The 12,904-nt window shown below is 55.9% G+C and carries 13 protein-coding genes; 7 read left to right on the top strand and 6 right to left on the bottom strand.

The annotated features are described in order from the left end of the window. Positions 1 to 65: 65 nt before the first annotated feature. Positions 66 to 410: a hypothetical protein gene (locus tag VMC84_RS13665; RefSeq protein WP_325381574.1), complete on the bottom strand. Its 345-nt coding sequence runs from the start codon at positions 408 to 410 to the stop codon at positions 66 to 68. Between the two features lie 43 nt (positions 411 to 453). After that, entirely contained in the window at positions 454 to 1,266 is an 813-nt protein-coding gene (locus VMC84_RS13660) for an aspartate dehydrogenase (protein WP_325381572.1), read from the bottom strand. A gap of 53 nt (positions 1,267 to 1,319) precedes the next feature. Between VMC84_RS13660 and nadC the strand changes: the two genes are divergently transcribed. Further along, on the top strand, positions 1,320 to 2,132 hold the full coding sequence (nadC, locus tag VMC84_RS13655) for a carboxylating nicotinate-nucleotide diphosphorylase (protein ID WP_325381570.1): 813 nt from the start codon (positions 1,320 to 1,322) through the stop codon (positions 2,130 to 2,132). Positions 2,133 to 2,233: 101 nt separating this feature from the next. On the opposite strand, the gene VMC84_RS13650 is transcribed toward nadC, so the two are convergent. After that, positions 2,234 to 3,298 (bottom strand): phosphotransacetylase family protein, encoded by a 1,065-nt coding sequence (locus VMC84_RS13650; RefSeq protein ID WP_325381568.1) that lies wholly within the window; start codon positions 3,296 to 3,298, stop codon positions 2,234 to 2,236. A gap of 193 nt (positions 3,299 to 3,491) precedes the next feature. Here VMC84_RS13650 and VMC84_RS13645 point away from each other — a divergent pair, with 193 nt between their 5' ends. After that, on the top strand, positions 3,492 to 4,667 hold the full coding sequence (locus tag VMC84_RS13645) for a RuBisCO large subunit C-terminal-like domain-containing protein (RefSeq protein ID WP_325381566.1): 1,176 nt from the start codon (positions 3,492 to 3,494) through the stop codon (positions 4,665 to 4,667). Between the two features lie 140 nt (positions 4,668 to 4,807). After that, a complete protein-coding gene (locus tag VMC84_RS13640; protein WP_325381564.1) occupies positions 4,808 to 5,272 on the top strand; it encodes a flavodoxin domain-containing protein in 465 nt (154 codons plus the stop codon). Here VMC84_RS13640 and VMC84_RS13635 read toward each other — a convergent pair. Next, positions 5,239 to 5,610 carry a hypothetical protein gene (locus tag VMC84_RS13635; RefSeq protein WP_325381562.1) on the bottom strand — a complete coding sequence of 124 codons (372 nt, stop codon included), beginning with the start codon at positions 5,608 to 5,610 and terminating at the stop codon, positions 5,239 to 5,241. The two genes, VMC84_RS13640 and VMC84_RS13635, sit on opposite strands and share 34 nt — an antisense overlap. A 134-nt stretch (positions 5,611 to 5,744) precedes the next feature. On the opposite strand from VMC84_RS13635, the gene VMC84_RS13630 reads away from it, so the two are divergent. Next, on the top strand, positions 5,745 to 6,854 hold the full coding sequence (locus tag VMC84_RS13630; protein ID WP_325381560.1) for a pyridoxal phosphate-dependent aminotransferase: 1,110 nt from the start codon (positions 5,745 to 5,747) through the stop codon (positions 6,852 to 6,854). A gap of 83 nt (positions 6,855 to 6,937) precedes the next feature. Here VMC84_RS13630 and VMC84_RS13625 read toward each other — a convergent pair whose 3' ends face one another. After that, positions 6,938 to 7,684 carry a hypothetical protein gene (locus VMC84_RS13625; protein WP_325381558.1) on the bottom strand — a complete coding sequence of 249 codons (747 nt, stop codon included), beginning with the start codon at positions 7,682 to 7,684 and terminating at the stop codon, positions 6,938 to 6,940. Further along, the gene (locus tag VMC84_RS13620; RefSeq protein WP_325381556.1) at positions 7,681 to 7,872 is read right to left on the bottom strand and encodes a hypothetical protein; all 192 of its coding nucleotides are present in this window, start codon (positions 7,870 to 7,872) and stop codon (positions 7,681 to 7,683) included. The genes VMC84_RS13625 and VMC84_RS13620 overlap by 4 nt, the downstream gene beginning before the upstream one ends. A gap of 665 nt (positions 7,873 to 8,537) precedes the next feature. Between VMC84_RS13620 and kdpA the strand changes: the two genes are divergently transcribed. From kdpA to kdpC, 3 genes are read left to right on the top strand one after another with little or no spacing between them, the layout of a single operon-like run. After that, a complete protein-coding gene (gene kdpA / locus VMC84_RS13615) occupies positions 8,538 to 10,262 on the top strand; it encodes a potassium-transporting ATPase subunit KdpA (RefSeq protein ID WP_325381554.1) in 1,725 nt (574 codons plus the stop codon). Next, the gene (kdpB, locus tag VMC84_RS13610; protein WP_325381553.1) at positions 10,262 to 12,301 is read left to right on the top strand and encodes a potassium-transporting ATPase subunit KdpB; all 2,040 of its coding nucleotides are present in this window, start codon (positions 10,262 to 10,264) and stop codon (positions 12,299 to 12,301) included. The genes kdpA and kdpB overlap by 1 nt, the downstream gene beginning before the upstream one ends. A gap of 14 nt (positions 12,302 to 12,315) precedes the next feature. Further along, positions 12,316 to 12,894 carry a potassium-transporting ATPase subunit KdpC gene (kdpC, locus tag VMC84_RS13605; protein WP_325381551.1) on the top strand — a complete coding sequence of 193 codons (579 nt, stop codon included), beginning with the start codon at positions 12,316 to 12,318 and terminating at the stop codon, positions 12,892 to 12,894. Positions 12,895 to 12,904 lie beyond the last annotated feature (10 nt).

Genomic DNA, 12,904 nt, shown 5'->3' with positions numbered 1-12,904 from the left:
AAAATAAGACTACTTGCTAAACAATGACCTATCAATATTCAACGCAGCAGATTTTTCAAAGTTGTTTATTGGGATTCGCTCAGAAGCCTGAACCGGCCCAGGCGGGGCTGGGCATAGACATTGAAGCGCTGAGTCCTTTCGTGGGAATTCAGTTCCACGGTGTGCGAGTAACGCCCTTTCCTGGCGATGTGATACTCGCCGGACTCCTCGGTATCATACTGGCTCTCCGGGTTATAGATGATGACGTCCTTATACTCTGAATCGATGTATTTCCCTGATGCGGTTATGAGGAACCCTATCTTGACATGGTCCGGGCTTTTAGGCATAAAATAGAAGAATCTTCCGGTGTCACGGGCCGAGCCCATGATGTATTTGCCATCGCCTTCCGGGAGATATGTGTCCAGGGTCATTTGGACACTATATTATAATTTAATATATATATTATTATGGCAATTAAGTTCCGATCTTCAGCGGCTCGCATACCTGCTTGAGCGTCGCTATGGCGGACAGCGCCGCTAAAAAGCTCGTCTTGGGGTTGGTATCCGACGGTACGTTCTCGATCTTCGCGTGGAAGTCGCCGAAGTCGCCCCTGACGTGTATTTCGTGGATGTTGCGGGAGATCGTGGGATCGACGACGACCTTGACGATGGTCCTCTCGAAGCCCACGCCCACCAGGCTGAGCGACGCGGCCACGTTCACGTTCGCGGGGAACTCCTTTATGGCGACGGCGGCGGGGCCGGAAAAAATCTCTGTCGGCTTAGTGAATTTATCCAGATCGAGGTTATTCCTGACAACGAAGGGCGCGCCCTTCAGCCCTTTTGCGGGCTTGCGCGTCGTGATCGTCACGCAGTCGATGTGCTTGATAGAGGCGGACTTGACCGCATCCAGCCCGCCGATAGCGCCCGATGGGACATAAATGTGGCAGTGATGCTCCCGGGCAAGCTTCTCGATCTCATCTAAAAGTTTTTTATCGGACAAGGCGCCCACGCTCATGATCATGACGTTCTTTGAGTTCGTCAGCGCGGCTACGGCGACTTCGCGGACGGCGGCCTGCGATGCAGCCTCAACGACTATATAGCACTCTTTGACAAGCTCTTTGAGCGGCAGCACCTTCGGCTTTTGCTTCAGGGAGGCGGCGAACTCCTCGGCCTCGCCCACCTGCCGGTCCCAGATGGCCACCAGCTCCGCCGGCACCGTTCCGTCATCGATGGCACGGGCGATCTCTTTGCCAATCGCCCCCGTGCCGACAATACCGATCTTGAACATGTTATCGCAAGTCTCTTAAATCTTGATTGCTCAAATGATTTACGGTGCTAACGATGCTGACGGCGGGAGAACTGGACGCGTACCTTGGCGAAGACCTCGGCGACGATGACGACTCGAATGGGATCGTACCCGTAGTAGAGGCTTTCGGCCGGATCATCTGTAAGGAGGACGGCGTGCTCGCCGGCCTGGAGGAAGCCTGCGCTATTTTCCGCCACCTCGGCCTTGCCGCCGGATCGGATTTCGTCGATGGCCAGCCGGTTAAAAAAGGCGATATCGTGCTTGAAGCCCGGGGTAGCGCCCGGGACCTGATGCGGGGCGAGCGCCTCGCGTTGAATTTCATCGGCCGGATGAGCGGCATCGCCACCCTGACTGCGAAGTGTGTCGCGCTGGCTCCGGGAGTACGCATTGCCGCTACGAGAAAGACCACGCCGGGCTTCCGAAAGTTCGAGAAGCGGGCCATCAAGCTGGGCGGCGGCGATACGCACCGCTATGACCTGTCGTCGGCCGTCATGATCAAGGATAATCAGATCCGCATAATGGGCCTGGAAGATGCCATTAAAGTGGCTAAGAGGGCCGCAAGCTTCACGAAAAAGATAGAGGTCGAGGTCGAATCGCTCGAGGATGCGGAAAAGGCAGCAAAGCTCGGCGCCGATATCATCATGTTCGACAACATGAAACCCCCGACAATAAAGAAAGGCGTAAAGCTCGTGAAGTCCATTGATAACCATATTTTGATCGAAGCGTCGGGCGGTATAAGCCTCTCGAACATTTCTGGGTATGCGAAAACAGGCGTGGACGTCATATCGCTTGGCGCCCTTACCAGGGATGCCCACTGGCTCGACTTCAGCATGGATATTCAGCTATAGCGGGCGGATCCTCATAATTCCCGGGAATAAACCGGGCCATAAAACGATAAAACAATGATGTAAAAAAATATGGATAAACAAAAAGGAAAAGGGAGAAAGCGTCACTTCAGGGCTTCGAGGATGCTCTCCATGTCGACGTTCTCCGTGAACATCTTTTTCATGACCTCGATCTTTTCCGGGTTCTTGATACGGACGCTCCGCAGCAGCGCCTCCATCTTGTCAACCAGGGTCATCGTGTCGTCCGGGAATAATATTACCGGGATGCCTAATTCCTCGGCACGGCCGAGGATCGGCATGGTCGGATACAGGTTACCCGACAGGAGCAGGCACGGCGACCGGGCCTCCAGCCCTGCCATCTGCGTGTCCGCCCGGTCGCCGGCAGTAATGACGGCCCTGTGGGGCTTTCTCCGGAATACCTTGATAGCGTTGTCCAGCGACATGGCGCCTACGACGATGCCGTTCACGGGTACGTCAAGGTTACCCCTGCCTGCCAGAACCTGGCCATGCAGGTCCTCGGCGATCTCGCCCGCGGTGACGCTCATGAGCGCCTTGTTCTGGGGTATGACACCCAGCACCTTGACGTTCTTCTTCTCGAAGTAGGGCACGACCTTTTCCTTGACGAAATTAATGAAGTTGGGTCCGATGTTATTGAATACTATGCCTACGAGCTCGACGTCCTTCGGCATCAGCTTCATGTAGGTGACGATGCGGTTCACGGCGAAATCGTCGCAATACCTGGCGACCAGCAGTATCTTGCTGCCGGTCATCCGGGCGACCTCGAAGTCCGACAGGCCGAGCACCGAGCCGCCGCTCATGTCGCCGGCGCCCTCGAGCATGACGATGTCCTTGTCCTTACTGACCTTCTGGAACGTAGACTCCAGCTTGCCCGCAAGCGGCTTTTCCTTGCCTTCCAGCGTATCGTCGAGCAGGCGATAGGTGAACAGTACGGGGGCCATGTCGTGCAGGCTGTCGTCCAGCCCGAGGACGCGCTTCATCGTCAGCGCATCGTCGTCCGTCAGAACGCCGTTGGAGTCGACGATGATGTTGCCGACGGGCTTCATGTAGCCGACCTTGAGGTCGTTGTCCTTGAGTTTCGTTGCCAGCGCCATGGTCACGGCGCTTTTACCGGAGTAAAGCTCCGGCGAGCTTACCATTATCGAACGCATTCGTCTTCCCCTGTAGTAGACATGTGGTAGTCTGTATGTATCTGGCTCTTATCCGACTTAAGATTATCTAATGATTAAATATGACAATTCTTTGCATATATTTCTTGTCGTTTTGCATATCCTGAAAGAACCATTAAGCATTTATGCCTTTGGAGCATTTTTTTCCACAAACGTATTTTCAGTCGTGTTCATTATGATGGTCAGAACTACGTACCACGTAGAGGCGGAAAAGCCTCTCGATATTGTAGCGAAAGAGATCGCGGCCGAGCAGTCTACTGGCACCTGGACGGACGTGCCCGCAGAGCGGGAAGTCCATGAGAAGGTGGGCGCCCGGGTCGTGAGCGCTGAGGATAATACGGTCGTCATCGACTTTCCCGAAGAGATCTTCGAGCCCATGAATATCCCGCAGATCCTCTCCGTCGTGGCCGGCAACCTGTATGGCCTCGGCGGGCTGAAGGCCCTTCGCCTGGAGGACGTGGACTTCGACCCGCTGGTAAAATATTATAAGGGCCCGGTCTTCGGCATCCAGGAAGTCAGGAAGTACCTGGGCGTCTACGACCGGCCGCTGGTCGGCACGATTATAAAGCCTAAAGTGGGGCTCAGCCCGAAGCGCACGGCCGAGGTGGCAGAGCAGGCTGCGCTGGGCGGCTTAGACCTCATTAAGGACGACGAGACCCTGACGGACCAGGCTTTTTGCCCGATGGATGAGCGCCTGCCGGCGGTCATGGACCGGCTGGATAAGGTCAGGAAAGAGATCGGCAAGCCGTGCCTGTACGCGTGCAACGTGACGGCGGGCGCCGACAAGATCGTGGAAAGGGCCGAGCGGGCAAAAGAGCTGGGCGCCAACATGATCATGGTCGACGTCCTGACGGCCGGCTACTCCGCTATCCAGGCCATCAACGAGGCGAACATCAACCTGCCCATACACGTCCACCGGACCATGCACGGGGCACTGACTCGAGGCGCCTTCGGCATGTCCATGCCGGTCATCGCCAAGCTCACGCGGATGGTGGGCGGCACGAACCTGCACATCGGCACCTACAGCGGCAAGATGGAGCACAACGTCTACGACATCGACCGGTCCCGGGACATCCTGCGGAAGCCCTGGGATAATTTCAAGCCCATGTTCCCCGCGGTGTCAGGCGGCATTTACCCGCAATTACTAAAGGCCAACCTGGACCGCTATGGCATCGACTGCATCCTGCAGGCCGGCGGCGGTATTCACGGCCACCCCGAGGGCACCGTGGCGGGCGCGAAGGCCATGTTCCAGGCCGTGGAGGCGTGGAAGGAGAACGTCTCGCTTGAGGATTACGCTAAAAATCACCACGAGCTTTCCATAGCCTTAAAGAAGTGGGGCCCCTCTAAGTAACTATTTTATTCTTTACTATTTTATCCCGAAAAGTACCCCTTACCAATAAATTTACGTATTTTATCGTCATATTAAACGAAACCGAATATAATATTCTTAAATATAGTCGTAATTAGAGATGATTTGGAGTTGAATGGGGTATGACGGGACGTATCTTAATAGTTTATGATACGAAAGGCGGTAGTACGTCGGAGATCATCCAGTGGATAAAGGATGGGGCCGCCTCCAGGGGCGCTTCCGTCGACGTGAAGGCCCCGGACGCCGTGACCTCTCTCAATTATGACCTTATCGTAGTCGGAACACCCATCTATGACGACCTCCCGATGTGCAGCATCAAGCATTTTTTGGAAAGTGAAGGCCTGCGCAACCGGAAGGTGGCGATCTTCGTGGTCTGCTTCGCCGGGATCTTCGGCATGAGGAACTTCATGGTGCGCAAATACCTGGACTATCTGCGGGAGGCCTGCGACGGCGTTGTGGTGAGGATAACGTCGTTCGATAGCGCGATGGGGCCGTGGCGTAAGATCAACCGGGCCATCTGCATAGATTTCGGCAAAGAGCTCGCCTCGCAAGCCTATAGCCAGCCGGCCGCCATGGAGACCGCATAAACCACGGCGACACGGCGAACACGGCGTTTTTTATTGATCGGCACGGCGGACGCACGGCGACACGGTTTCCGGGTAATATCATTAAGCAGGGGGTCTCCGAGGGGGTAAGCAAGAGCGCTCAGCGCGGCGTCAGCCCCCTTCAGGATATAAAAGGGCGCCGTGTTCGCCGTGTCGCCGTGGTGAATAAAAAACCGTGCCGTCCGTGGTGCCTCCGTGTCGCCGTGGTCTTTCACCCTCGCTGCCCTATCCGACCAGGATGCCAGTCGGTCTACTATCGCTTTTTGCACCTGCGCATCGTCGTTAAAGTCACATTTTGCCGGAGAAACTTCATAATCCATCGTAACGTTCAGGCAATTATACAGACGAGCATATCTCCTTTCCCCGGGCACGGCGAAAGGTATATTTGCCGCTGGGCTAAACATAAGCATGCTACTGTTTAGCAATGATACAATGTCGCAATGAGGCAAATAGAATGACCGTTAAATTCGATAAGAGGGTCACCGGGATCGACATCTCGGGGATCCGCAAGGCGTTCGAGGGCGCCGGGCCAGGCGCCATCAACCTCGGCCTGGGGCAGCCGGACTTCGACACGCCGGAGCACATTAAGGCCGAAGCCGTCAAGGCCATCGAAGAAGGCTTCACCGGGTATACCAGCAACATGGGCATTCCCGAGCTGCGGGAAGCCCTGGCGAGAAAATTCAAGAGCGAGAACGGTCTGGACTATACGCCCGCCCAGATCATGGTCACGTCCGGTGCCAGCGAGGCGCTCCACATCGCGCTTGAAGCTTTATGCGGCAAGGGCGACGAGGTGCTCGTCCCCGACCCGGGCTTCGTCTCCTATTCGGCGCTCACCACCATCGCCGACGCGAAGCCTGTCCCGGTGCCGCTGGGCGAGAACCTGCGCTACGACCCGGAAACCCTTAAAGAGTTCATCAATGACAGGACCAAAGCCATCGTGCTGAACTCTCCGTCGAATCCGACGGGCGCGGTCCAGGCGCCCGACGAGATCAAGGCCATCGTGGAGATCGCCCTCGATAAGGGCGTGACGGTCATATCTGATGAGGTCTACGAGCACTTTATCTACGAAGGCGTGCACGACAGCCCGGCCCGGTACGGGGATAACGTCATAACGGTCAACGCGGCCTCGAAGACTTACGCCATGACGGGCTGGAGGCTGGGCTACCTGGCCGCGGGTCTCGATTATATCGACCAGATGCTCAAGGTACACCAGAACGTGCAGGCGTGCGCGTGCTCCATTTCCCAGCGGGCGGCGCTGGCCGCCATCACCGGCCCCCAGAACTGCGTCACCCTCATGCGGGACGAGTTCAAGCGCCGGAGAGACTATCTCGTCGGCGAGCTGCACGCCATGGGCGTCGAGTGCATCACGCCCCGGGGCGCCTTCTATGCGTTCCCATACGTTGGCGACGAGCAGGCGAAGGTCGCGGAATTACTGAAAAAGGGCGTCATCACCACGCCGGGCACCGCCTTCGGCGCGAACGGCAAGGGCTTCATCCGGCTGTGCTATGCGACGTCGATGCCGAATCTGCAAAAAGCTGTCGGCATCATGAAGACGGTGCTATGATCATCTCTTTTTTTATTTTCTAACATCATAACTTAAATTGGATATTTTCATTTTTAATGCGTGCCTTCATGGTATCATTTTTTTTATTTTGATCTTATCGTCCCGCCGAGCCAGGCTTCGGGCGTAATGCCCAACGAGCGCCCATTCTCGCGTACCCGGCCGGTCATGAGGTCGCGGTAATAGCGGCACCACCCGGTCACCGGCGACCGTGCGTAACCGTGAGAACCGCCGCCGTCTGCATTAGAGGCAGGCATCGGAAAGCCCTTGCTCTCGTAAAAGTCGCAGACCCCGTGAAGCCATTCGTGCAGCCAGACCTCGCCAACGCAGGGTACGTTCCAGTCGGCATCGGCCGCGCTGGCGACGCTGCAATAGGTGCCGCCTCCTGGTATGTTACCCGGGCCTATGGCGAGCCCCCAGCCGCCCGATGGTATCGTGCATCCGCGTTCCAGGTCGTTCCTGGGCCAGAATACGAAGACGGAATCATAATCCGGAGCATGCTCTAATAATTCAGGACGAACATCGTCGGGCGAAGGCCAGTATTTAGGGCCGCCCATATTTGTTAGGCTTGACAGTGGTCGGGATATGTGCAGAATATCATACGCCACTTCAACGAGGCCGCAGGAGCACTCCCTTGCCAGTAATGGAAAATGGCCCAGGGACCATTCGGCCGCCCGTACTTCCTCATGCCTCATCTGGTACTGAAAACGCCCGATGGAGCCCTTAAATCTCACGTCGATGCTGTGGAATGCCAGGCAAAGGACGTGCCATCGGGACGGCGATACTATCCGCTTTTTAGTCGCGTTCAGAAGGTCGGACAGGAACATGGTCACTTTACCCTGGAAGGCAGTCGCATAGCGATCCGCACGCTATGGCCCATCTGAGGCAGCGGTATCTGGTACGGGTCGATGGATACCGATGGCTTTGGCGAGGGCTTTTTCTTCTGCTTCAGGTCCGGCAGGGAGCCCGCGCTGGAGGCCACTAACAACAGCCCGAGGACGATCACCAATGCAATGAGCATGATCAGGAGCTTTCTTTTCGTCGCCCATCCCCTATAAGAGTATACAATTTATGTTTAAAACCGTTGGCGATTATAATTAGCCTGAACGGGTATCGTGCCTGCATTTTTCCTCTTTATAGGCCTTCATATTGAGAACGTCGCGCTCTTTTTCCCGGTCTCGAGCATCACGTTGAAATCGTGACCCCAAAGCTCGCGTATAAGCTCAGCGCGACGTCGAAGAGAAGCGGCACTTACATATAAATAAAATTTTAAACATATTATTATATATAGTCAATATTATTATATAAATATCCAATAGCCTTAGCCGTATAATCATAAATTTAATGAATTACCACAATAGAAACGTTAATATACAGGTAGTATATGTCCGGCCAAAATCTTCAAATAGGTCTTTTATAGAAGCAGCATGGTCATAGGAATACTGGTACGCGTTTCGCTCGGAGGCGCAACGTGAATTCCCTGGCGAGCATCGCCATTGCCCGTAACATTGGGGATGCGGTGCTTGAAATGAGGAAACGTTGCAATGCGGGCTCATCGCCTTGGGCGCTAGCAGGACGACGATGATGGAAAAATTATTATCATAGAACTAGAGTAATTGTGTAGAAAAAGTCGAGGTGCGACGTCATAACTATTAATTTTTATCTAGTTATTGGCAGGTAAATAGAATGGTCGATCTTTTCGTTGATATTTTACTCGTTATAGTATTTCTAGCGGCTTTAACGTTATTGGTAAAGCCGGTTGGGCTATATATAGCCAGGGTCTTCCAGGGAGATATCCGACTACTTAAGCCGCTGGAAAATAGTATCTACCGGGCGGCGGGCATAAAAGACGGCGAGGAGATGGGCTGGAAACAGTACGCCCTGGCAGTTATACTATTCAATCTCCTGGGCTTTATAATCCTGTTCTTGATCCTGGTCTTCCAGGACCGGCTTCCGCTGAATCCCCAGCACCTTCCGGGCTTCGCCCCGGACCTGGCGCTCAATTCGGCGATCAGCTTCATGACGAATACGAACTGGCAGAACTATTCGGGCGAATCCGCGGCCAGCTACTTCACGCAGATGGCGGGCCTGACGGTCCAGAACTTCGTGTCGGCCGCCACCGGCATCTGCGTCGCCATCGCCTTTATCCGGGGAATCGTTCGCCGGGAAGTCAAGGTAATTGGCAACTTCTGGGTGGACATGGTCCGGTGTACGCTCTATATATTGCTGCCCGTATCCCTCGTCCTGGCAATTGCCCTGATGTCGCAGGGCGTCATCATGAACTTTAACCCGGACGTGAATACGACGCTGGTCACTCCCTATGTGGCGCCCGATGGGACTGCCATCACTGGCCAGACGCTGCCCATGGGCCCGGTTGCTTCGCAGGAATCTATTAAGGAATTCGGGACAAACGGCGGGGGGTTCATGAACACCAACTCCGCGCACCCGTTTGAAAATCCCTCGACGTTGACTGATATATTAGAGATATTCTTCCTCCTTCTCATTTCCCTGGCATTAACCTACACGTTCGGCTATATGGTGCGGGATACCCGCCAGGGGTGGGCCCTATACGTGACGATAATCTCCATATTCCTTATCAGTCTCGGCGCCATGTACGCGGCTGAGCTAAATGGTAATCCCATCGTGAACGGCCTGGGCGTCAGCGGCCCGTACATGGAAGGCAAGGAGGTACGGTTCGGGATCATCCAGTCAGCCCTATTCGCCACGTCGACGACCGGCACTTCGTGCGGCGCCGTCAACACGATGCACGACTCTCTCACGCCACTCGGGGGCGGAGTGGCGCTATTCCTGATCTCGCTCGGTGAGGTCGTTCCCGGCGGCGTAGGCTCAGGACTGTATACGCTACTGGCCTACGTCATCATAGCCGTCTTCGTGGCAGGCCTCATGATCGGCCGAACACCCGAGTACCTGGGCAAAAAGATCGAGCAGACGGAAATGGGCGGGGCCGCGATGATCGTGCTCGTATCCGGCCTGATGGCCCTATTATTGTCCACCTTCGCCTACCTGTTGCCGTACGGAGTATCGCAGATAGCCAACAGCGGCCCGCACGGATTGACGGAGATATTCTACGCGTTCCTCTCGCAGGCGAACAATAACGGCAGCGCCTTTGCAGGGTTGAGCGGCAATACAATGTTCTATAATATTCTGGGCGCCCTGGCGATGCTCGTCGGCAGGTTCGCCCCTGCAGTGGCGGCGCTCATGATCGCCGGCTCCATGGCCAGTAAAAAGCATTTCCGGACCATCGCAGAGACATTGCCCACGCATCGTCTGCCGTTCATACTCTGGCTGTTCTTCATCATCATCGTCATCGGGGCTCTGACATTCTTCCCCGTTTATGCGTTGGGGCCATTCATCGAACACCTGCTCATGACGCAGGGGGTGACGTTCTAATGGAAAGCATCTTTGAGCCGAAAATAATGCTGGAAGCGCTGGCCAACTCCATAACGAAACTGGACCCCCGCACATTGTGGAAGAACCCGGTCATGTTCAGCGTCGAGATCGGCAGCATCATAACGACGTTGAACGCATTTTACGCGTTGGCAACAGGAGGTGACGTCCTCTTCCCCGTGCTCATATCGATCTGGCTCTGGCTCACCGTCGTTTTCGCGACGTTCTCCGAAGCACTGGCCGAGATACGGGGCCGGGCCCGGGCGGACGAGCTCAGGAAGATGCGGGAGCACGTGATGGCGAAGCGGGTGAAGACGCCAAGCTTCGACGCCGAATATGAGACCGTCCCCGCCTCGGCGTTAAAGAAAGACGACCTGGTCCTCGTGGATACCAACGATATCATCCCATCGGATGGGGAGGTCGTGGCCGGAGCGGCCGTCGTGAACGAATCGGCGGTCACTGGCGAGTCGGCGCCAGTCATACGGGAATCCGGCGGCGACCGGGCTGGCGTAGTCGCCGGAACCAAGGTCGTATCGAATAAAATTATCGTACAGACGACAGTGTCCCCCGGCGAGGGGTTCATCGATAAGATGATCGGGATGATCGAGGCGGCCAAGCGCCCGAAGACGCCAAACGAGGTGGCGCTGGACATACTCCTGATCTCGCTGACGGCGATATTTATCTTCGTCGTCATAAACTTCTGGGCATTGTCCGTCTTTAGCGTTGGCCAGGTGGGGAATGGTACACCGGTAGGTATCGTTGTACTGGTATCGCTTTTCGTGTGCCTGGCACCCACGACTATCGCCGCGTTACTGCCTGCAATAGGCATCGCGGGCATGGATCGGCTGTTCCGCAAGAACGTGATCGCCCTCTCGGGGAGGGCGGTGGAGGCGGCAGGGGACATTACCGCCATCATGCTGGACAAGACCGGGACTATCACCCATGGTAATCGACAGGCCGTCGAGTTCATCCCTGTCAACGGGCACAGCGAAAATGAGGTCGCCGAGGCGGCCCTGATGTCCTCGCTTAACGACGAGACGCCGGAAGGCAAAAGCACCGAGGACCTTGCAATAAAGAAATACGGTATCCAGCGTGTCCCGCTATCGCCGGATGCCAGATTCATCCAGTTCTCTCCGCGCACGCGCATGAGCGGAGTGGATGAGAATGGCATATCCTACCGTAAAGGTGCTCCAGACGCTATCCTCGAATATGCAAAAACCAATGGCGGCCATGTCCATGACGACATTAACGAACTGGTGGCTAATATCGCCGAGACCGGCGGTACGCCCCTGCTGGTGTGCCGCAATAACGACGTGCTGGGCGTTATACACCTCAAGGACGTGCTCAAGGACGGCATCAAGGAGAAGATCGCCCGCATCAGGGAGATGGGCATCAAGACGATCATTATTACAGGCGATAACCCGCTGACGGCCGCGCATATTGCCAAAGAGGCGGGCGTGGATGAGTTCGTCGCCCAGGCAAAGCCCGAGGACAAGCTGAGGATCGTGAGGGAACAGCAGAAGGACGGGCTTATGGTCGCCATGACGGGCGATGGCACGAACGACGCTCCGGCGCTGGCGCAGGCGGACGTGGCGGTGGCCATGAGCGCGGGCACGCAGGTGGCCCGCGAGGCCGCCAACATGGTAGACCTGGACAACGACCCGTCGAAGCTCGTGGACATCGTGCGCATCGGCAAGGAGATCCTGATTACGAGGGGCGCGCTGACCACGTTCAGCATCGCCAACGATATCGCCAAATACTTCGCCATCATTCCGGCAGCATTGTATACGGTGTATCCCCAGCTCGGCGTGCTGAATATCATGGGCCTGCACTCGGCCCAGAGCGCGGTACTATCAGCGGTCATCTTCAACGCGATCATCATCGTGCTGCTCATCCCGCTGGCCTTAAGGGGCATCAAGTTCAAGCCGATGTCCACGGAAAAACTTTTCGTGTACAATCTGCTCATCTATGGTGTCGGCGGCATCATCGCACCGTTCATCGGAATCAAGCTGATCGACCTGCTCATCGGGTTATTCATGTGAGGGAGGAAGAGACGATGATAAAAGATATACTGGCACAAATAAAGCCCCTGGTCGTCATATTCGCGGCCTTATTCATCCTTACGGGTTTCGTGTATCCGGCCGTCGTCTACATCATTGGCCAGGTCGCGTTCCCGGCCCAGGCGAACGGAAGCCTGATCTATAACAATAGTACTGTAGTCGGGTCAACACTCATAGGGCAGCCATTCTCGGACCCCCGATACTTCCAGTCGCGGCCGTCCTATACGGTTTCGTTCCCTTACAATTCGCTGGCCTCGGGCGGCTCGAATTACGGCCCCACGAATAAGCACCTGATCAGTGACGTTTCGAATCGCACGGCATTCTGGAAAAACCGGACAGGCGCATCCACCGTGCCCTCGGACCTGGTGGAAGGTTCGGCAAGCGGCCTCGACCCCCACATAAGCCTCGAAGCAGCGCTGTTCCAGGTGCCAGTGGTCGCAAAGGCCCGCGGCCTGGATAACTCGACGGTGGAAAAGCTCGTCATGGATAACGTGGAGGGGCCGCTGGTCGGCACTCCGGGCGAGAGTATCGTGAACGTCGTGCAACTTAACATGGCCCTCGACGCTCTCAAATAGGGCTTATCCA

Source organism: Methanocella sp. (assembly GCF_035506375.1).
GTDB lineage: Archaea > Halobacteriota > Methanocellia > Methanocellales > Methanocellaceae > Methanocella.
The sequence above is the reverse complement of the archived record's forward strand: the minus strand, read 5'-3'. Positions and strand labels throughout refer to the sequence as shown.

What these genes read in the sequence shown, in the direction of transcription:
- kdpA (WP_325381554.1), top strand. Translation starts at nt 8,538, where the DNA reads ATGGTCGATCTTTTCGTTGATATTTTACTCGTTATAGTATTTCTAGCG.
- VMC84_RS13630 (WP_325381560.1), top strand. Translation starts at nt 5,745, where the DNA reads ATGACCGTTAAATTCGATAAGAGGGTCACCGGGATCGACATCTCGGGG.
- nadC (WP_325381570.1), top strand. Translation starts at nt 1,320, where the DNA reads ATGCTGACGGCGGGAGAACTGGACGCGTACCTTGGCGAAGACCTCGGC.
- VMC84_RS13660 (WP_325381572.1), bottom strand. Translation starts at nt 1,266, where the DNA reads ATGTTCAAGATCGGTATTGTCGGCACGGGGGCGATTGGCAAAGAGATC.
- kdpB (WP_325381553.1), top strand. Translation starts at nt 10,262, where the DNA reads ATGGAAAGCATCTTTGAGCCGAAAATAATGCTGGAAGCGCTGGCCAAC.
- VMC84_RS13620 (WP_325381556.1), bottom strand. Translation starts at nt 7,872, where the DNA reads ATGCTCATTGCATTGGTGATCGTCCTCGGGCTGTTGTTAGTGGCCTCC.
- VMC84_RS13650 (WP_325381568.1), bottom strand. Translation starts at nt 3,298, where the DNA reads ATGCGTTCGATAATGGTAAGCTCGCCGGAGCTTTACTCCGGTAAAAGC.
- VMC84_RS13640 (WP_325381564.1), top strand. Translation starts at nt 4,808, where the DNA reads ATGACGGGACGTATCTTAATAGTTTATGATACGAAAGGCGGTAGTACG.
- VMC84_RS13645 (WP_325381566.1), top strand. Translation starts at nt 3,492, where the DNA reads ATGATGGTCAGAACTACGTACCACGTAGAGGCGGAAAAGCCTCTCGAT.
- VMC84_RS13665 (WP_325381574.1), bottom strand. Translation starts at nt 410, where the DNA reads ATGACCCTGGACACATATCTCCCGGAAGGCGATGGCAAATACATCATG.
- VMC84_RS13635 (WP_325381562.1), bottom strand. Translation starts at nt 5,610, where the DNA reads ATGGATTATGAAGTTTCTCCGGCAAAATGTGACTTTAACGACGATGCG.
- kdpC (WP_325381551.1), top strand. Translation starts at nt 12,316, where the DNA reads ATGATAAAAGATATACTGGCACAAATAAAGCCCCTGGTCGTCATATTC.